A 22,605-nucleotide genomic window follows, 5' to 3' on the forward strand; every position below is an offset into this window, starting at 1 on the left:
TAAAATTGTAGTAGATGGTAAATTAATTAGATGAGATGGTGCTAGTGGCGATATTTCAGATGATACTATTACAAGTATAGATGATAGAGTATTTCAAGGTAATCAAAATATTACCTCAGCTTCTTTCTCTAAAGTAACCAGAATTGGAGATTATGTATTTGAAGGTGCAACAAGCCTAGCTTCAGTAAACATGCCAAAATTAAAAGAATTAGGATATTATGCATTCGAAAATACCCCTAAACTAACAGGCAAAATAGTTGGCGATGGTATATTATTTGAATGACGTAATGCTAGTGGTGATATTTCGGATGATACTATTACAAGTATAGGTGCAAACGTATTTGCAAATAACAAAAATATTACCTCAGCTTCTTTTCCTAATGTTATCAGTATAGGGAGTAATGCTTTTGAAGATGCAACAAACTTAACATCAGTTTCATTCCCTAATGCAACTAGTATTGGAATGCTAGCATTTAGTTGTGCAGACAATCTAACAACTGTTTCTTTACCAAATGCTACTAAACTCGGCAGCGGGTGCTTTTGAGGTGCATCTAGACTTAAATCTGTCTATATGCCAAAATTAGAAATCTCTAAGATGGGAAGTGATGTATTTGGTGGTACTGATAGTCTTACGGGTAAGTTAATTATTAATGGCATTTTAATTAAATGGACCGATGCTAGTGGTGATATTGTTGATGACAGTATTACAAGTATAGCCAGTTATGCATTTGCATTTAATAGCAATATAGCATCAGTATCATTCCCTAATGTGACATATATTGGAGATAGGGCATTTTTAGGAGCAAGTAGTTTAAATGAAGTCTTACTACCTAATGTTACAAGTATAGAAGAAGAGGCTTTTGAAGGTGCAAAAAACCTAGCTTCAATAAACATGCCAAAATTAAAAAAAGTAGGATATGATGCATTCAAAAATACTCCTAAACTAATGAGTAAAATTGTAGTAGATGGTAAATTAATTAGATGAGATGGTGCTAGTGGTGATATTTCGGATGATACTATTACAAGTATAGCTGATGGAGTATTTTGAAATAATCACAATATTATCTCAGCTTCTTTTCCTAATGTTACCAGTATAGGGGATAAGGCTTTTTATAATGCATCAAATTTAACATCAATAGATATGTCGAAATTAAAAAAAGTATCATATGATGCATTCAAAAATACTCCTAAACTAATGAGTAAAATTGTAGTAGATGGTAAATTAATTAGATGAGATGGTGCTAGTGGCGATATTACTGATGATAGTATCACAAGTATTGCTGATGGTGTATTTGTAAATAATCAAAATATTACATCAGTTTCATTTCCTAATGTTACAAGTATTGGACAAAGTGCTTTTGAAGGTGCAGCAAACTTAACATCAGTCGATATGTCGAAATTAGAAGATGCATGATGAAATTCGTTTAAAAATACTCCTAAATTAACTAATAAAGTAGTTGGAAATGGTATATTATTTAAATGATCTGATGCTAGTGGTGATATTGCTGATGACAGTTTCACAAGTATTGCTGGTGGTGTATTCGAAAATAATGAAAAGATAACTTCAGTTTCATTCCCTAATGTGAAAAGTATTGGAAATAAAACTTTTGCAGGTGCAACAAATCTAACATCAGTTTCATTCCCTAATGTTACAAGTATAGGAAATAATGCTTTTGAAGGTGCAACAAACCTAACATCAGTAGATATGCCAAATTTAAATGAAATTGCATGAAATGCATTCGAAAACACACCAAAACTAATTAACAAGCCTACAGTGAAGGCAAATTAATTATAAACCCGGAGTAACAAGCTTGCTAATTAACTTGTATCAAAAAGGAAAGCTCAGTACCTTATGGTACTGGGTTTTTAATTAAAAAAGCCTATGCTATAGGCATAAGCTTACAATTAATTTAAATTATTGTTTGATAACTTCAACATCAACAATACTATCACCATCTTTTAGGTTAATGATTTTAACACCTTTTGTGTTACGTGAAGCTTCTGAGATTTGATCAACTTGAGTACGGATTGTAACACCTGAAGAAGTAATAACTAGTAATTCATCACTTAGGTTAACAAAGCGAGCAAAAACTAGTTTTCCAGCTTTTTCAGCATTAATTCCAGTTACCCCCTTAACACCACGGTTAGTTAATCTAAATTGGTCTTTGGCTGTTAATTTTCCAAAGCCTTTTTCGCCAAGTGTAAGGACGTAATCTCCTTCATTGTCTGCAGAAGCTGAAATTACTTCTTGACCAGGGGCAAGTGATATACCTTTAACACCTAAAGAAGAACGTCCAAGTGGTCTAACATCATCTGATTTAAACATTACAATATTTTTAACGTTATTAGCTAGTAAAACAGCGTCATTTTCACCAATTACAAAAGCTCTAACTAATTGGTCACCTTCACGTAATTTGAAGGCAATAAGACCATTTTTACGGATATTGCTAAAGAGATTTAGTTCAGATTTCTTAAACATTCCTTGTTTAGTTACTGTCACAAGATATTGATTATCTTGATATGAATCAATATTTAGAATTGAAACAATCTTTTCACCATTTTCAGTATCAAGTCCTTGAATAATATTGATAAATGGTAATCCTTTTGATTGTTTAGAACCTTCAGGGATTTGGTGTCCTCTTAGGTTATATACTTTTCCATAGTTTGAAAATAGTAATAAATCAGTATGAGTTGAAGCATGAATTATCATAGCGATATCATCATCATCATAAGTCTTCATTGAGACTGAACCCATTCCACCACGGCGTTGGGTGTTGTATTCATCTAAATCCATACGTTTTACGTATCCATTTGAAGACATAGTGATTACAATTTCTCTTTCAGGGATTAAATCTTCATCTGAAATTGAACCAACAGCAGAAGCATCAATTACAGTTCTTCTTTCATCATTGTATTTATCTTTAACTTCTTGTAATTCAAGCACAATTTCATCAATTAATTTAGCTTCTGAAGATAAGATATCTTTGTAATGAGCTATTTCAACTTGTAAATCTGTAATTTCAGCATCCATCTTTTCGATGCTTAAGCCAGTAAGACGACTTAAACGCATTTCTAAAATAGCTTTCGTTTGTTTTTCACTTAATCCAAATCTTTGTGCTAGTGCTTCTTGTGCATCTGCATCTGTCTTAGATTTCTTAATAATTGCAACTACTTCATCAATGTTAGAAACAGCTATTTTTAATCCATCTAAGATATGAGCTCTTTCTTCAGCTTTATTTAAGTCAAATTTTAATCTACGAGTTACAACTTCTTTTTGGTGATCGATAAAGACTTCTAAAGCTTGTTTAAGGTTTAATGTTTTAGGTTCATTATTAACAATAGCAACTAAGTTAAAGTTAAATGTAGTTTGAATGTTTGACTTTTGGTATAACTTATTCAGTAAAATATGAGGATTTACTCCTTTTTTAACATCAATAACAAGTCTAATACCTTCACGGTTAGATTCATCTCTTAAGTCAACAATACCTTCAATGACTTTTGTTTTGTGTAATTCAGCAATCTTTTCAATGATTGTAGTTTTCTTAATTGCATAAGGAATTTCACGGATAATAATTTTACTTTTACCATTGCTTTGTTCAATCACTTCACATTTAGAACGTACTGGAATGCTTCCTCTACCTGTTTCATAAGCTTCTAAAATCCCTTTAGTACCTAAAATAATAGCTCCTGTAGGGAAATCAGGTCCTTTGATATATTGCATTAATTCTTTGACTGTGATTTCGGGATTTTTAGCTAGTGCAATTGTAGCATCAATGGTTTCTCCAAGGTTGTGTGGTGGAATTTCTGTTGCCATCCCAACTGCAATACCAGAAGAACCTGAAACAAGCAAGTTAGGGAAACGACATGGAAGTACTGTAGGTTCTTGTTCACTACCATCATAGTTATCAACAAAATCTACTGTATCTTTCTTAATACCATCTAGCATTTCAACTGCAATTTTAGCCATTCTAGCTTCAGTATAACGCATTGCAGCTGCTGCATCACCATCAATTGATCCAAAGTTTCCGTGTCCATCTACTAATGGATAACGCATTGAGAAATCTTGTGCCATTCTAACCATAGCTTCATATACTGAAGAATCACCATGTGGGTGGTATTTTCCAAGTACATCCCCAACAATACGGGCTGACTTACGGTGTTGGCTACCTGGAGTAATTCCAAGTTCACTCATATCGTATAGAATTCTACGGTGTACAGGTTTTAATCCATCTCTGGCATCTGGTAAAGCACGAGAAACAATAACACTCATTGAGTATTCAAGGAATGATTGTTTCATTTCATTATCAATTACCACTGGATGTAGACCATCAGTTGGTTCTGTGATAATTTGAGATGTAACTACATATTCTTCACTTTCTTGAGGAATTTCTTCTTCATCTTCTTCAACTACAGTTGCTTTTTTCTTGCGAAAAATCATTGTGTTGTTTTCTTCATATTCAAACTCTGTATCGTCTTGAATTTTTACTTTTTCTTCTTCGTTATCATTTACTATGATTTTATCTTTATCATTCATGTTTTACCTCATAATTTAATTAATATAATTAATTAAATTATATAGATTTTTATGCTTTTGCCTAATTAGCTAGCTGCATTTTTAGCTCTATGGGGTAGGGAAAAAGTAAAAAAATCTAATACCGAAGTATTAGAAATTTGTTTAGTTGTTTTCTTCTGTTACATCTTCTTTATCATTTAATCATTCAAGTGCATTTGTAACATTGCCAACTTCACCAATAATTGTAATAATATCATCCTTTTGAATAATGGTATCCCCAGTAGCACGCTTAAAGGTATTACCTGTTTTAATTAAAACAATAGTTATTCCCATTTGAGATAAATGTAAGTCTTTAATTTGCTTGTTTTCAAGTTCATTATTATTAACCTTAGTTGATCCTATCACAAAGTTACCACCAATTTCTTGTAAGTTTTGTGAGTAACGAATGAAATTACGATTTGTGGCAATTAAAGCAGCTCTAATTCCTGATTCATATTCAGGACGAATGATAACATCTACCCCAATTTGTTTTAGCACTCTAGCATGACGTTTTGAAGTAGCACGAGCAATAATGTTTTTAACTTTTAATTCAAGTAAAGCAGCAACAATTTCAATGTTATCTGAGACAGCTACAACTACTGTTTCAGCTTGATCGATTCCAAGTGATTTTAATGTTCTAGTGTCAGCTGCATCTCCAATTACAATCCGATCCACTTCATCAGCAAATAGTTTAGCTGTTTCTTGATCCTTATCAAGGACAAAGACACTTTTTTCCATTTTAATTAATTGTTCAATTACTGCTTGACCGAAACGCCCAGTTCCAATAACTACAATATCATTTTTATAATTTAATTTCATATATTCTCCTATCCGATTGCTACATCAGCATCAACGTATTCAAAAGTACGTTTTCAATTTTTCTTACGTTTTCAAACAAGTAAGGTTGATGAAATACCAAATTGTCCAATAAACATAACAAGGATTAAAGCTAGCTTAGAAACTGTATTTAAATTCTTGGTAATACCAGAAGTTAGCCCAGTAGTTCCAAAGGCACTAGCTACCTCAAAAATAATGTTTTGCGTGCTATATATCTCATTTGCATTATTTGTATTTGATAAGGTTTGTATTGCTCCTCCATAGTCTTTAAATGAAGAAAATAGTACTAGAGAAGCTAATACAATCAAGATAAAGGCAATAGCTAGTACTTGAGATGACATATTAACTGTATCTTGATTAATTGCTCGTTTAAACATTCTTACCCGTGGTAGTCCAAATAATACCCGCACAATTCCCATGATAATTAAAGCAAAAGTTGTGGTTCTAATTCCACCTCCAGTTGAAGCTGGAGCAGCTCCAATAATCATCATAAAGATAAAGACAAATGTTGATCCTTGAGTAAAGTGTTTAATATTAACTGTTGCAAATCCTGCACTTCGAGTAGAAAGTGAGGTAAATAAAGTAGCAAAAGTCTTATCAAATCAATTTCCATATAATTGACCATTTTCAAAGACTCATTTTTGTTCATTTAATAAAGCATATTTAGGATTAGATAATTGTTCTAATTGGTGACCATTTTTAAACCAGTCAACATATTGTGTATGGAAGATATACATATCATTGGTGTTGTAAAGTTGACCATTAGCATGTTTTAAGGTTTCAGGAATGTAATATTGGTTTCATAAAGCATAGGCATTTTGTGAGCTAGCTTCAAAACCAATTGAAATTAGAAAGCCAACTACAAAAACTAATCCATATGTTACTAAAGAGATTTTAGTAAAGACTGAAAAGTAATATGGAGCTTTTTCACGTCTAATTTTATGCTTAACAAAGCATGTAATATCATAAATAGCTGGATATCCAAGTCCACCGATTACAAGTAATATAATAAAGCAAATTTGTAAGAAGTAGTTTTGATAATATGGCATTAAACTTGCAGAAGACATAATATCAAACCCAGCATTATTAATCGCTGAAATAGTGTGGAAGATTCCAAATTTTAAAGATAGTAAGATATTTCCTTGTGGCGAAATAAAATTGTTATTTAATTCATCAGCATAATTAGCTTGATTAGGTTGCAATCCATTAGCTAGAACTAAATCAATTCCTTTAGTATGTGTTGGAGTTGCAAAATAGAAATAAATAGTTAAAGCAACACTAAAGATAAATATGCAAATAAATAAGAATTTAATTGAAGAAATAATAATTTGAGTAATTTTGGCAATATTTGTTCCTCCACGTTCACTTTGGATTAGTTTAATTTCTCCTAGCGAAGAGGATTTCTTGCGAAAAATAAAGTTAATAATAAAGAATTTTAAAGCAAAGATTCCAATTCCACCCGAAAGGATTAAGATCGCAATAATTGCTTGGCCAAATTCATTTCATTGTCTAAAGGTATCAGTTACTACTAATCCTGTATCACTAAAGGCAGAAGCAGTAGTGAATACAGCATCAATATAAGAAACTTTATTGGCAGCTGGATTTTGAGCTCATGGTGAAAAAAGTAATAAGCTAGAAACTAAGACTATTAAGAAATAGACAAATAATAAATATTTTAGCTTGGAAACATTAGATTTTCAACGCCAAAAGCGCATGATACTTTGAATAAATTTCGAATTTGCTAGTTTACTTTTTAAGTTATACTTAACTCGCTTCATTGTACTCCTATAATTATTTCTACTATATAAAATGATTATATTAAATTTATATAATAATATAAATTTATCTAAATAGCTAGTTTACTGGCTATTTTTTAATTTTAAGCCTATGACATAAGGATAAAAGTATATTTGATTGCAATAATTATTTTCACTCGGGCTTTTTTTGTATTTTTTGCAATTGTAAAGAGGGAAATTTCCTTTTTTCGCTAGGTGCTAGCTAAATAAAAATTCACTGCGAAAGTGAATTTATATGATTTAATGAAATTTATTTGTTTTTAGCATCGTTCATAGACTTCATAATTTGTCTAATTTGAGATTCACTAGCTGTTCTTCCCATTTGTTTAAACATAACACGAATCATTTTTTCGTTAATAGGTGGGTTTTCTCTTAGTTGCTTTTCAAATATTCTTTTAGTTACAAAGAATGTAACTAACGCAACAGCTATACCAACTAAAAGTACAACACCAATAATCATTCCGACGAATGCACCAGTTGTCATATTAACCATATTTTCCTCCTATAGTGGCTTATTTATATTTTATTTTATCATATTTTTCTGGATTAAATTCTAATATAAAGTTAGAGATTAAATCACTAGCTGCAAGTAGATCTGAAATTGCACAAACTCCAATTGGTGAGTGCAGATATCTTTGTGGTAGTGAAATGGTAATTGTAGCAGCTCCTCCACGAGCATATTGCAATTCATGAGCATCAGTTCCTCCACCCATTGAAACAAATTTATAAGCTGGGATATTGTGGTCTTTAGCTACACGTTCCATTTCAGCAATTAGTCCAGTATCCATTAAGTTTCCACCATCTTTGATTCTTAAGGCTGCACCCTTAAATAAAGCAGTAGTTCCAGGGATAGTACCAATTGTATCATGTGAAGAAGTAGTATCTAGAGCAATTGCAATATCTGGGTTAATAATTGAAACTGAAGTTTTAGCACCTCTAGTTCCAACTTCTTCTTGTACTGTTCCAACCATGTAAAGGTCGCAATCTAAATCTGCTAATGCTACACTTTGAGCAATCCGTTCAAATACAGCTACACCAGCTCTATTGTCCATAGCTTTTCCACCAATTAAATCTTCATTATCAAAGATAATGGTTTCTCCACTCATTCTAACTTGGTTTCCAATTTCAACACCAGCTTCAAGAGCTTCTTGTTCTGATCTAAAACCAAAGTCAGCATATAAATCATCATTAGTTAAAGCTTTAGCTACTTTATCTCTTTCCATAATATGGATTGAAGTGTGACCAAAAACTCCTAAATAAGTCTTTTTGCTTGTAATTAATTTAGCTTTAGTTCCAATTACGGTGCTAGCTCAAATTCCACCAATTGGGCTAAGTAAAATTTGACCTGATTTATCAATTCTACGTACGATGTAGCCAACTTCATCCATGTGAGCTGCAACCATAACTTTAGGTGCATTAGGGTTTTTTGAAGGTTTATGGAAGATAATTGAGCCCATTTTATCACGTGATACTTCGTAACCTGTAATGTTTTTTCTTAATTCATTTGCTACTGGTTCTTCATATCTAGACATGGCTTCAATTTCCATGTATTTAATAACTCTTTCTTTAAATTCTTGATTCATTTTAACTCCTTAAGTAAGTATTTTAAGTTTATCAAATTCTATCTAAAATGCTAGTAAATTGGATAGAAAAACCCCAAGGGTTACTTGGGATTAATCTTATTTTTTATCTTTAGTAAAGAGCACTAATGCTGCAAGGAAGCAGACTGCTGAAATAATAGTTAAGTAAGCTCATCATGGGAATGCTGAAGCATCAGCTTGTGCCTTAATATCAGTTAAAATAGTTGATTTAAGTACTTTTGGAGCTTTAGCAAATTGAGTATTCATTGTGATTGCTTTAATCTTTTCAATATCATCTTTAGTAAATTTGTTTTTACTAATAATGTCAAAGTAATTGTTATCAACTAGTAATTTATTAAAGGCTTGAACATTAGCTGGGAAGATAGCATCCTTAGCTAAGGTATTAAATTTACTTTGATCCTTAGATTGAATTGCACTTACTAGTTCAATCATTTTATTACTTAATAGGCTAATATTTGCTTCTTGAGTATTGAAAGCTGTTACAAGAGCTGCTGTTTTAGCATTAGTACTTGCACTTAATGCTTTATTTTGATTTAGAGCTTGAGTTAAGTTACTTTTTGCTGTGTTATAAGCTGCGTTCTTAGTATCGCTTGCAATGTAAGCTTGGTAAGCTTTATCTAGTGTGCTTAAATTATTTAATTGAGATATAACATTAGCACAATCATTATATGCAGCAGTTGGAATGAATTCTTTTATTGCTTCAAGTTGTTGTACTAATTCAGGAGCAGGACTCATAGCAGCTACTTTGTCTTTTAATTGTGCTACTATTTTTTCTAATTCAGCGTTAACTTGAGTTTGTTTTGCTAATGCATTATCTTTAACTTCTTTTGCAGCTGCAAAAGTATTTGTTGCATTGAAATCTTTCTTAACTTGAGCCTTATAACTATCTGAAACATCATTTAAGTTTTGAGCAATTCAGTTATCAATTTCTGCTTCTTGCACTTTATTTGCATCAAAGTATGCTTGACTTGGGAATAAAGCTACTTGTTTGCTGCTTGCTTGAAGAGCATCTATTTTATTTCTATAGTCTTGAATTACTTCTGGAGTTAATACTTCAGGTAATGTTTTAGCAGCTTCTAAAGCAGTTAATTGACTAGTTAACTCATTTTGTAAATTAGTTGGTGAATTCTTGAATTGGTTACTATTAATATCAATCTTAGCTTGATTAATAGTTTGATTAATTTCATCTTGTAATTTTTGTCTAATTTTTAAAGCTTCTTGGTAGTTAGCTTCACCTTCTTGAGCTACATTAGCATCTAATTGTGTTAATTTAGCTGCTAGTGCATCAATTTCACTAGCTTGGTTGGTTTGATATACTGTACCAGTTGCTAAGTTTTCTAATGCATTAGCTGTAGCTAAATTGTCTTTAAGTTCTTGTAATTTAGCTTCATTAGCATATTGGTAATGCTTGCTTGCATCTAATATATTTGCATTAACATTTTGAGCAATTGCGCCAAGTTGAACCATGCTTGTATCTAATTGGCTAGCTTGAGTTTCAAGTGCATTTACAGCGTTTTTATCACTAGCTAATTGGATTTGTTTATAAAGAGCTTCTTTTTGTCCTTTATTTAGATGAGCAAGGTTATAAACCTTATTTAGAGCAGTAATTTGAACATTATTTAACTCTTGAGCTGCTGCTGCTTTTTCAATAGCTTGAGGATCGTTAAAGTTAACATCTTCAAATAAGCCTTTAGTTGTATCTTTTAGAACTTTGAATCCTGGTTCAAGAGGAATGTTACTATTTAATTCTTCACTTTGTTGGTAGTTTAATAATGGAACTGCCACTACATAGTGATTTAGTTTATTGCTTAAGGCATCAATTGCACTAATTTTGCCTTGTTTAGTTGCTTCAAGGTCTTGTGCGCTGACTCCATATTGAGCAACTATTGCTGGGTCTAATTTTTCAAAAGCTTGAGTTGCTTTAGTTAATTGTTCTAATGCTACAGTAAGGTCTTTGTTTCCATTTGCTAATGCCAAAGTAAAGTCTTGGCTTAATTTTGCCATACCTGTTTGGTCTGGAGCGTTATTAAAGGCGCTTTCAATTGCTGCAATAGTGTTTGCTAACGCATCATGATCAGCTTTTGTTCCTTGAGTATCCAATTTTTCAAGCAAGGTTTTTGCTTGTTGCATTTGAGGTTTCATTTCCCCGATAAACTTATCAAAGTTTGTAGCACTTGTAACAATTGGATCAAGTTGTTCTATATTAGTTGCTTCATTAATTTGCTTAATGTAGTTATCTTTATCATTTTGAGAGATATTATTTAAGGCATTTATTTTTTCAATAGCTTGTTGTTTGCTATTTTGAAGTTTTATCGCTGCTTGGTAGTTAGCTTCAGCTTCTTGAGCAATCTCATCGTTTAGACGATTAATTTTTTCTCTTAAGGCATCAATTTCACTAGCTTGGTTAGTTTCATATACTGTACCAGTTGCTAAGTTTTCTAATGCATTAGCTGTAGCTAAAGCTTTCTTTAATTCTTCTAATTTGCTTTGGCTTGCAAATTCATAGTGTTTGTTTGGATCCTTAATGTCAGCATTCACTGTTTCAAGGGCATCAGAAAGTTGAGACATACTTGCATCTAGGTGATTTGTTTGATTCATAATTTCACTTAAAGCATTTGTGTCACTTGCTAATTGGATTTGTTTATAAATAGCTTCCTTTTGTCCTTTATTTAAGTGACTAAAGCTATATACATTGTTTAAGTCATCAATTTGGGCATTATTTAACCCTTGAGCTGCTGCTGCTTTTTCAATAGCTTGAGGATCATTAAAGTTTACATCTTCAAATAGGCCTTTAGTTGTTTCTTTTAAGACTTTGAATCCTGGTTCAAGAGGAATGTTGCTATTTAATTCTTCACTTTGTTGGAAGTTAAATAAAGGAGCTGCAACTACATAGTGATTTAGTTTATTAATCAAATCATCCATTTGACTAATTTTTCCTTGTTTAGTTGCTTCAAGGTCTTGTGAGCTTACACCATATTGAGATACAATTTCTGGATTTAATTTCTTAAAGGCTTCATTTGCACTAGTTAATTGTTCTTTAGCAGTATTAAGGTCTTTATTAGCGTTTGTTAATGCTGTATTAAAGTTTGCTTTAATTTTAGCCATTTCATTATCATCTGGAGCATTATTAAAGGCATTTTCAATTGCACTAATTGCTCCTGTAAGAGCATTATGATCTGCTTTGGTGTTTTGTGTATCTAGTTTTTCAGCTAAAGCTTTAGCATCTTGCATTTGAGGTTTCATGTCCCCAATAAACTTATCAAAGTTTGTTGCCTTTGTTACAACTGCATCTGCTTGAGTTGTATTATTAGCCTCATTAATTTCTTTGATGTAGTTCTTTTTATCTTCTTGAGAAATATTGCTTAAAGCATTAATTTTATCAATAGCTTGTTGTTTGTAATTCATTAAATCTTTAGCAGCTTGATAGTTAGTATTAGCTTGTTGAGCTACTTGTTCATCTAATGCTTTTAGTTTTTCTCTTAAAGCATCAATTTCTTCAGGTAAGTTGTTTTGATATGCTTTTCCTGTGTCAAGAGCTTCCAAGCTATTAGCAGTAGCTAAATCATTTTTAAGTTCTTCTAATTGACTTGGGTTAGCATATTGGTAGTGTTTGTCTGGATCCTTGATATTTTGATCAACAGTTTGAGCTACTGAAGCAAGTTGACTCATACTTGCATCTAGGTGGTTAGCTAAAGAAACAATATTATCAATCGCTTTCGCATCCTTAGCAGCTTGAATTTGGTCGTATAAAGCTTCTTTTTGTCCTTTATTTAAGTGACTAAAGCTATATACATTGTTTAAAGCAGCAATTTGAGCATTATTTAGTTCTTGAGCTGCTGCAGCTGTTGCAATGGCTTGAGAATCATTAAATTGTAAGTTTTCAAACATTGCTTTAGTTGTGTCTTTTAAAACTTTGAATGAAGGTTGAACTGGAATAGCACTGTTTAAGTCTTCACTATTTAAGTAGTTTAATAAAGGAGCTGCTGTTTTATAGTGTTTTAATTTATTACTTAATGCATCAATTTGGCTTAATGTTCCATTATTTGCAATGTTATCTTTTTCTTCAGCTGTGATATTGTAAACACGTTGTCCTTCAGGAGAAATTGTCTTATATTCATCATAAGCTTTATTGAGTTCTTCGTTTGCTTTTTCAATGTCATCTTGAGCTTGTTTTACAGCGCTTTTAAGTGTTTCTGCAATTTGATTTGCTTCAGTTACTGAAGGCATATTTTCTAGAACTTTATTAGCGCTCTTAATAGCTTGGCTTAAATCATTTTTATCAGCGCTTACTGCATCAGTATCTAGCTTATTAATTAGTACATTTCCTATTTCAACATTAGTTTTTAATGTTCCAATAATTTCATCTACTTGTTTAGTTGTATTAACTTTTTCTTCTATTTCTTCATAAGTTTCTGCTTTTTTAATTTCTGCAATAACTTTTTCTTTATCAGCTTGACTTATGTTTTCTAAATCATTAATTTCATCAATGGCACTTTGTAATCTTTCATCACCATCTAGATCAGAAATATCAGTATCTATATTTTCAATTGCAGTTTGAGCATCATCGGAACCTTCATTTAGTTCTTCTATGTTTCATGGATCTTTATTTAATGATTCTAGATATTCTTTTAAGGTATTTAAATTATTATCTAATGAGTCTGAATAAGTTGCATCAGAAAACTTATAATTTGTGGTTTTTTGGGCAGCTTGAGCTTTTTCGATTGCTTCATTTAGCCCAGCTATGTTTTCATTAATTTCCTTGATCTGGTCTAAAGCTTCATTCTTTTCTTCATCAGTTTCAATTTTATTAATTGCTTTTATAGCTAATGCTTTTTGTTCATCAGTTAAGTTTTCAAGGCCATTAATAACAGTAGCATATCCATTAAGTTTGTTTTCTGATTCATCAAAAGTTTTTAATGCTGTGTTGACTGAGCTTACTAGCTTTGTTGTGTCTTCGCTATTAAATGTTTCGTTTGAAATTTCATTCAATTTAGTATCGATTTGTTCTTTAAGCTTGTCTAGTTCTTCATGAGCATTATCATAAGCATCTTTAGTATTTGAATCAGATTCACTGTAATTTACAGTTTCCTCATTTGCAGTAAATGATTCATCTCTTTTCTTGATTTCTTTTAGTAAATCTCCAAATGTTTTTACTTCAGAAATTAAATTTTGAATAACTTGCTTATCATCAGAATTTTTAGCAATTTCTTTGATTTTATTTATGATATCTGAATCTATAATGCCATTAAATTTATCAGTTGTAGCACTTAATTTATTTTCTTCAGCAGCTTTATTTTTATCAATTTCATCTTTAAGAGAATTAATTAGGTTGACTTTTTCATTTTTTTCGCTAGTTAATAATTTTCATAATGCTTTAAGATCAGTCAAAGCTGAGCCTGTATTTGATTCTTTATCAAATCCATTATTAAATTTATCTTTAGACTCAGTACTTGCAAATGTGTATTTTTGTTCTTTTTTAAGTTGTTTTGCTTTATTGTCTAAGTCGTTGATATCAGTTTTAGCTTCACCGATCTCTGTAATTATTTTTTCATTTTCGTTATATTGTGCTTGGTCTGATATATTTTTAAATAGATTTCAGGCTTCTTTCTTTTGTTCTTCCGTAAGACCTGCTCCATTTATTTTTTTTGAAAGGTCATCATATGCTTCATTAACTTGATTAGTCTCAGATTCAAGTGTAAGGTTATAACATGTGTTATATAAGAAATCTACTTCTTCTTTGGAGTTTGAAACAAATGTACCCAATAAATCAGCTGATCCAACAAATGCACTTATACTGGTAGTATCAGTATTAGATGTAAATGGAATGTCGCCTGTTTTTCATTTTAGACGTTTATCACGTTTTGGACCATTTATCTTTGTTATAAAATTATTCAAATCAGTGCTACTATTAAAAGCAGCACTTTTTGTGAAAGTTGTTTCTATATCGCTGCTTATTTTGCCTCTTGAATCTGGGCTCATATAGATTAATTTTTCTGTATTGTTTGAATTAAAAAATGATAAAACTTCCTTCATTTCTTGTTGCTTTAATTTGTTGTATATTAGCAGATCTCAACCAAGATTTACCATATCGGAAGCATTTCGCACATTAATTAGGTCTTGTTTTGAGACATCTTTTCAAGGTGTTGAACTAGATTCTGAAGCATTATTTGCACAAACTTGAACATAATATTCATTAAGAGAAGTAAAATCTTTTTCTGCAGCCTTATTAGCTATATTTTGAATAAAATCAAGCTTGTTCTTCATAGCTGATATAACATTATTGTAGAGTTCAATTTGGTCATGATCATTTTCATCTGTTAACCCTTGGTATATTCCTTGTTTATTATTTTTTAATTGATCATTATTTAATATGCTGTAAAACATGTTATATCAACGTTTCATTCCAATTTGAATACTTGAAAGTAAATTTAAATTGCTCATCACTTTATTATCATACCTGTTATTGTCATCATATCTAGTCCAGTTGTTACCATCATTTCCTGGTTTCATATTATTAATGAAACTATCTTCTCCATTTATAATACTTTGCATATTAAGATTAGACATTTCAGTAATGAAATCATTTAGTTGCTCATCAGAATAGTTATCATTGTTAAATAATTCATATAACTTTTTATTTAATTGAGCAATATTTGGATCATTTTTACGGAATTCTTGATAATGGAAATTACTAATTGATCAATTAGGTCCTCAAATTCAATAACTTATAAAGTCAAAATCACTCTCATCAGCAACCTTAGAAATAAACATATTTGGAATGTATTTTTTATTTGCTTTATAGAATGTAATTAAATTAGCAATTTCGTGTTTAAAATCATCAGTGTTTTTGCCTAATATAACATCACTAGTTTGTATAAAAGATTTTAAAAATGTTTTTCATTGCGTCAACAATTGTATTCTATCTCTAAGTGCATCAGTATAATGTTCTCTGAATTTACCATCTCCTGCTTGATATTTTAAAATAGCTTGGATGTTAGTTATATCATCAAGTGCAAGTGAATCTGGTTTTTTCTTTCCTTTTTCGGTTTTAAATCCATCAACAATATTTTTTTGCATTTTTATCATTTCATCTTTTAAGCTCTTTAAATTTGGTTTATTTTTATATTCATTTTTTGTCATAAGCTCATCAAGATTTGCAATTGCTTCATTATAAAGCGTTTCCACTTTTTCCTTACTTAATATATCAGTAATGAAATTGTGCAGTTCTTCTCTTGATAATGGATTATAACCATATGGTATTACATAATCATTGAGATTTTTTTCTATAGTAAAATCCTTAATGGCATTTGTGTTTAATTCTCCACTCGCACTCACTGAAAGCACTGCAATTGGAGTTGTTACCCCTGCAAGTGCTAAAGTAGTAAGTATTGAGTTGGTTAATTTTTTCGGTTTCATTTTGACTCCTTTATTATGCATTTATGTTACTTAAAAGTAACCACTTTTAATTTAATTTAAAAGTATGCTATTCTATATTTTTATTATACTCTTATATAAATATCATGCTGATTTTGCAAAAATGTTAAAAAGTGCTGATTTTGAATTAAAAAGTGAATGCTATTTTTGCAAAAAATCAACTTTATTATTTTGAGTTAATAAATTGTAGTTAAACAATTAAAAAGCAATTTTTCTTTTTAAGCCTTACTACAAGGCAGAAACATATTTTATTTTTTTCTTTATTTTGATTCTTGATCAAAATAAATAAATCAAAATTAAGAAAAATAATAAAAGTAAAATATCTTACATATATATCCAAAAAGTAATATTAATTAACTTTTTTCTTTTTTATTTCAACTAAATGCAAAATTTTGTGTTTTTTATTTTTACTAAAATTTAAGGTAAAAAATCCCTAATTGAACAAAAAAGCAAAAAAATCCTTGCTTGCGCAAGGACCTTTTGGAGATTATTTTTTCTTAAAGACATACAATGAAATTCCGGCAACAAATAGTAAGCTTGCTAGGATGGCTACATAAGCTCATCAAGGGAATGTGGCTTCTGCTTTCAGTTCGCTTAAAATAGCACTTTGTAGTACCTTTGGTGCACTTATAAAGGCTGGATTTGTTACAATGGTTTTAATATCTTTGATATCACCTTTTGTATATTTATCTTTTGAGATAATTTCAAAGTATTTATCATTAAGTAATAATGTATCAAAATCTTTAATATTGTCTGGAAGTAGACTGCTTTGAGCAGTATTTTGGAATGTATTTTGATCTTTAGTATCAATAGCATTTACTAATGCAATTACTTGTGCTGCAAGTGATTTAATATCAGCTTGAGCTTGATTGTATTGAGTAATTAATGGATTAGTTATGCCAGGAGTTTGTTCTTTGATTTCAGCTAGGTTATTTAATGCTTGATTTAAAGCATTTAATCTTGCTTGATATTGAGCAGCATCTTTGACATTTGAATCTAAATAAGCTTGGTAAGCATCTTTTGCTGCTTGTAAGTTATCTAATTTATCTATTACAGTTGCGCAACTATTTCAAGTTTGCTCTTTGGCTTTATTTTGCAATTGATCTAACTTAGCTTTTAGGCCAGTTGCATTTTGTCCATTAATAGCTTGTGCAACTTGACTAATTAATTCATTCATGTCATCTTTAATAGTTGCTTGTTGTTTAAGAGCTTGTACCTTTACTTCGTTGGCTGCTGGCAATGTATCAGTTTGATTATAAGCTGCTTTAACTTGAGCTATCACTGCTGTAGAAACATCAGTTAAGTTTTCTTTGATTCAATTATCGATTTCAGGAATTTGCTTGTCGTTATCATCTTTAAAGACTTGTGGCGAGAATTGTTCAACAGCTTTGCAATTATCTTCAAGTGCTTTTATTAATCCTTCAATCTTAGCAATAGTTTCAGGAGTTAATTTATCTGGTAATTCTTTACTTTGACTTAAATTATTTACAACTGTATTCAATTCATCTCGAAGAGCTTTAGGTGAATTAATAAATTGATTGCTGTCTAAAACCTTTTGTCCTTGTTTTAGTGCTAAATCAATCTTATTAGCTAAATTTTGTTTAGCTTGTTGCATTGCAGCTTGAGCTTGTTGTTTAACGTTAGCATCTAAATCTTTTAGCTCATTAGCTAAAGTATCAATTTGACTTGCTAAATTATCTTGATAAATGTTTCCGGTTGCAAGAGCTTCCAATTCTAAAGCTGTTTTAAGATCAGCTTGTAATTTAGCTAATTTATCTTTAGGAGCATATGTAACATATAGATCGTTGTTTGTGCTTAAATCTTGATTTACATCTTGAGCTATCTTAACAAGTTGTTTCATGCTTGTATCAAGCCCTTGAGCTTTTGCAATAATATCTGCAAGAGCATTTGCTTCTTTAGCAGCTATTGTTTGAACATATAAAGCTTCTTTTTGTCCCTTATTGAGATTTGCTAAAGCATATATATCATTTAAAGTCTTAATTTGTGCATTATTTAATGCTTGTTTATTAGCTTGAGCTTGAATTGTAGCTTGATCATTTTGATCAATGTCTTGATACATAGCTTTTGTTTCTGGTGCTAAAGGTTTAAATTCTTCTTGCAGTTTAATGTTAGGATTTAATTCTGGGGCTTGTAAATAATTTACTAATGGATTTGCAATTACATAGTGGTTGAGTTTTTTACCTAACTCTTCCATATCTTTTAAAGTACCATTAGCAATAGTTTGCTTGATATTTTCTGGAGTTGGTGCAAATTGAGCCACTACTTGTTGGTCTAATTTTTGGAATTTTTCTAAAGCTAACTTAGCTGATTCTTGACCATTAGTAATATCTGTTTTACCTTGAGTTAAAGCTGCATTCATGTTTTCTAAAGCTTGATTTAGTTGTTCTAAATCAGCATTTTGATTTATAGCGTTTTTAGCTTGATTTATAGCATTTTCTAAAGCTGTTTTATCTTTGGCTACTGCTGGAATATTTAATCTAGCTAGTAGTGTGTTGGCATCTTCAAGCATTGGTTTAAGTTGATCAATTACAGCTTGGCGCATTTGATTATATTGTTCAAGAGCCTTATTTTTAACTTCATTAGCTTGTGATGCATCAGAAGCTGCATTAAAGTCACTTATAACTTTAGCAGCAACCTCACTATTAACACCTTTGAGATTTTGTTCCACTCAGTGATTAATTTCTGGAATTTGTTTTTGTTCTGAATCAGTAAATTTATCATTGCTAAATTGAGCAACTGCATTATTTGCATCTGATAATTGTTTTAATACTTCAGGGTATTTTGCTACATCAGTTGGGTTATTTGTAGTTGTGGCTTTTTCTAATGCTTTAGCAGCTGTAATAGCATCATCTAATTGTTTTCTTACTGTAGTAGGAGCATTAATATAACTATTTGAATCTTTTAAAGTATTACTGCTATTTAAAGCCTTTTGAATTGCTTCATAAGTGTCTAGATTTTTAACTTTTCCATCCACTTCTTGCATTTTAGTTTCATCTGGATAAGCAGTTTCAAGTGCTTGTTTTAATTGATCCTTTTGTTCATTTGAAAGATTTTGTGCAGTTTGAATGTCTTGTTCAACTTTGTTTTTAACTTCATTTGCTGATTTGATTTGTTCTTCCATCTTATCGTATGCAGCTTGAAGCTCTTTAGCCATATTATCAATTTGTTCTTGACTGGTTCCTGACATTAAATCGCCACCTGGACCAGTGATGCTTTCATAATCACTAATTGGTGTTTCAACAATCTTAGCAAATTTATCTTCAAATCCAGGAGTCTTACTTGTATTAATTACTTTGTTGTATAACTCTTGAACTTTAGTAAATTCTTTAGCTAAATTTTCATCACCATTTAAATTTCTCATTGCATCATCTAAGGTTTGCGTTTGTGTAATTAAGGCATTAATATATGGAATTAAGTCAGATGCATTAGCTACTTGGTTTAAACCTGTAGCATTGGCTATTGCATTATCTTGTAAATTCTTTTGCGCAGTAAGGACAGCTTGTTGTAAAGGCTTATCAGCAGCTAGATAATTTGGTTCTTGTTGGATGTTTGTAGCATATGAATCAGTTAATTTAGCTTTTCCAATCGCATCATTAAGTTGTTTAGCATTATTTAATATGGTATTAATTTCTTCATCAGAAGAGCTAGCTTTAACTTTGGCTTTTAAGTTATCTCTTAATTCTTGAGATAAATTGCTTAATTTATCAATGAAGGCACTATATCCATTAAGATTATTTTTAGCATCAGTTACTGCTTTTATTGCAGCTGTAATAGTAGCAATGTCTTCATCTGTGTAGCTAGGTTTTGCTAACATTTGGCTTGATAGACTTTGCAATGCTTCATAAGCATTATCGAAATCAGATTGTTTATCTGGTGTAGAGTTTTGATAAATTCTAGTTTGAGGAACTAGGATTAAATCATTAAGTGTATCTGACATTGAAATATTAGCCTCAGACATCTTGGTTCCAAGTGCTGTTATTTTGTCAATTCCTTCTTTGCTATAAGTTTTAGCTAGTTCTTGGTTGATATTAGTTTGTTGCACATTAGATAAAGCTGGGAAGTTCATTTCCACTTTTGCTTCATTATCAAGAACTTTCTTTTCTTCTGTGATAGCTTTTTCTAATTGGTCAATTGCATCATTCTTATCTTTAATTTCAGTTTCGATGTTTTTAATTACTTCGTCAATATTAACATCTGTACCAGTCTTACCATTTTTATTAAATGCTTTATTAAAGATGTCTTTAGATTGTGCAGTTGCTAATTGATATTTATCGCCATCTTTTAAATCGTTAGCTCTATTAATTACTGCTTGTAAATCTTTGTTTAATTTTTGGATTTTTTCAGGGATGGTTTCAGTTTTTTCTGTTCAGCTAGTATCATCTTTAGCAGCAGCTATTTCTTTAAGTAATTCATTCTTTTGATCTTGATTAAGTAAAGGTAATGCTTCAATTTTGCTTACTACTTCAGTACCTTTTTTGTTGATTGTATCAATTACTTCACCTAGCCCAGTAATATTATTTTCTGAATGTGAACTATTTTTACCTAATAAGAAGTTATAAACATTTTCTTTTCCTCATTCAAAAAATGGAAATGGTGTAATGTTAGATTTTGCTTCTAAGCCATAGTATTTTAAGATAGGTTCATCATTTTCTTTTGATTTAAAAACGTTCTCATTAGGAGAATAATTAGGTGAAACTAAAATATCTGAACCTAATTGTATTAGAGGAAGAGTAACCATCTTACTTTTTTCACTAGGTAAAATATATTTGAATTTTAAAGAACCTGTAATTGGATCAATAAGTTGGTCACATGCTTGAAACATTATAATATTTCTTTGAATAAATAAACTTATTTTAGGTAGTAAACTACCAAATTTTACTACATCAGCAATACTTGCATTATAAAGCTTTTCTCAGTCATCTGATGTAATTTGGGATGCTACTTGTTCCAGTGTTAGGCTTGAACCAGGCTTAATTACAGTGTTATATAGCTGTACAATTTTATTGGCAGTAGTTTTTAAAGCACCATTTGTCCGACTCTTTCAACCATTGACTAAGTCTGTATTTGGATAGTCTTTTAAATTACTAATAGCAAATCTAGGATCATTAACTAGTTTTTCACTATTCAAGAATCAATAATTTGATTGATACATCAGTTTCATTTGATATTCAAACATATTTAACAAAGTACTTGTCATAGGAAAATCATTATAGTTAAAATAAACTGCTGTAGGATTAGCACTGAGATTTACACTAAAACGATTTGATGAAGATAAATTTTTATTTAATTTATTAAATTCCTCTGTTTGCAGATTTTTTATAAATGTATCATAGTCTTCGGTACCTTGAAGATAATTAACAAAATTCTTTCCTGATGGGCTTGCAATAAACGCTTGTCAGGTTGATTTAATTTCATTATTTTCTATATATTGTCCAAAATTACTGTAATACGTTACATCTGTTAAAAATAAATCTAAGTATTGAAAATTAAACATCTTATCGATAGGCAATAAATAATTCTTGCTTGAGTTATATAATTCTTTCAAATTTTCAAACTTAGTCTTAAGCTCATTTGCTTTTTCATTATTATTAAGCAGCATTTTATATGTTGTGTTTAGATTAAATGCTAAGTTTAGATCGCATAATAAATATGCATTTATTAAAGCTGTATCATTAGGATAATTCTTGTCGTTAATATACCCACTGTTGGCAATATATGATGAATTTGTTATTTTTCCATTATAACCAGATATAAAATTGAAAATTTCATTAGCTTCTTTGGTATTTTTAACTCCATCAATTAACGCTTTGGTATTGGTTAATTTATTATTTATGATACTGGTTAACTTTGTTCATGAACTTTGCAACTTTTCTAAAAGTTGTCATTGATAGCCAAGGAAGCCTTTCATTTCTTGGTTTCATTGTGGAAGTTTACTTACTTCATCAAACATCGCATTATTTTCAGCCATTAATTGATTAAAATAATCTGATTTAGCAACTTGATCAACATATTTTTGAAAATCATTTAATGAGACATTTTCAAAATAAGCAGGTTGGTAAGGTGTAAAATTGTTTGCCTCTAATGCAGCAGCATTATTAGCAAAATTATCTGCCACTGAAGTGGAAGAATTTTCTTCGCTAGCAGTATTTGCACTCACAGTAGCTAGCGCAGTTGGAACAAATATTCCAGTTGCTGCTAGTGAAGCGAACGCAAGAGATTTAATTTTTTTAGATTTCATATAAGCTCCTAGGAATAAGAAAACTTTATTCCTTATTTTTATTATACTATTTTGGTATTTTTATATCCTTTTGCACGAAAAAAACTTTAATGTATTTTTACTAGTTCCAAAATAATGCTTTATATT

General features: G+C 30.6%; 8 protein-coding genes. 1 reads left to right on the forward strand and 7 read right to left on the reverse strand.

Features of this window, described 5'->3' with window-relative positions:
• Window positions 1-1,789: leucine-rich repeat domain-containing protein (locus ACNQ2T_RS00005; RefSeq protein WP_418035662.1), on the forward strand; the 1,789-nt coding region annotated here is incomplete at its 5' end.
• A 126-nt stretch (window positions 1,790-1,915) separates the two neighbouring features.
• On the opposite strand, the gene gyrA is transcribed toward ACNQ2T_RS00005, so the two are convergent.
• The 7 genes from gyrA to ACNQ2T_RS00040 all read right to left on the reverse strand — a co-directional run bounded on the left by gyrA (window position 1,916) and on the right by ACNQ2T_RS00040 (window position 22,479).
• Window positions 1,916-4,534, reverse strand: a complete 2,619-nt coding sequence (gene gyrA, locus ACNQ2T_RS00010; protein ID WP_416755789.1) for a DNA gyrase subunit A — start codon at window positions 4,532-4,534, stop codon at window positions 1,916-1,918.
• A 141-nt stretch (window positions 4,535-4,675) separates the two neighbouring features.
• Entirely contained in the window at window positions 4,676-5,371 is a 696-nt protein-coding gene (locus tag ACNQ2T_RS00015) for a potassium channel family protein (protein ID WP_416755790.1), read from the reverse strand.
• Window positions 5,372-5,379: 8 nt separating this feature from the next.
• Window positions 5,380-7,167, reverse strand: coding sequence for a TrkH family potassium uptake protein (locus ACNQ2T_RS00020; RefSeq protein WP_418006186.1), 1,788 nt, complete (start codon window positions 7,165-7,167; stop codon window positions 5,380-5,382).
• A gap of 268 nt (window positions 7,168-7,435) precedes the next feature.
• The gene (locus ACNQ2T_RS00025) at window positions 7,436-7,678 is read right to left on the reverse strand and encodes a YneF family protein (protein WP_416755792.1); all 243 of its coding nucleotides are present in this window, start codon (window positions 7,676-7,678) and stop codon (window positions 7,436-7,438) included.
• Window positions 7,679-7,697: 19 nt separating this feature from the next.
• A complete protein-coding gene (locus tag ACNQ2T_RS00030) occupies window positions 7,698-8,768 on the reverse strand; it encodes a M42 family metallopeptidase (RefSeq protein WP_418006185.1) in 1,071 nt (356 codons plus the stop codon).
• Window positions 8,769-8,864: 96 nt separating this feature from the next.
• The gene (locus ACNQ2T_RS00035; RefSeq protein ID WP_418035663.1) at window positions 8,865-16,202 is read right to left on the reverse strand and encodes a hypothetical protein; all 7,338 of its coding nucleotides are present in this window, start codon (window positions 16,200-16,202) and stop codon (window positions 8,865-8,867) included.
• Window positions 16,203-16,707: 505 nt separating this feature from the next.
• Window positions 16,708-22,479 (reverse strand): coiled-coil domain-containing protein, encoded by a 5,772-nt coding sequence (locus ACNQ2T_RS00040; RefSeq protein WP_418035664.1) that lies wholly within the window; start codon window positions 22,477-22,479, stop codon window positions 16,708-16,710.
• Window positions 22,480-22,605: the final 126 nt, after the last annotated feature.

This window comes from Mycoplasma haliaeeti (genome assembly GCF_048284645.1).
Classification (GTDB): Bacteria; Bacillota_I; Bacilli_A; order Mycoplasmatales; family Metamycoplasmataceae; genus Mycoplasmopsis.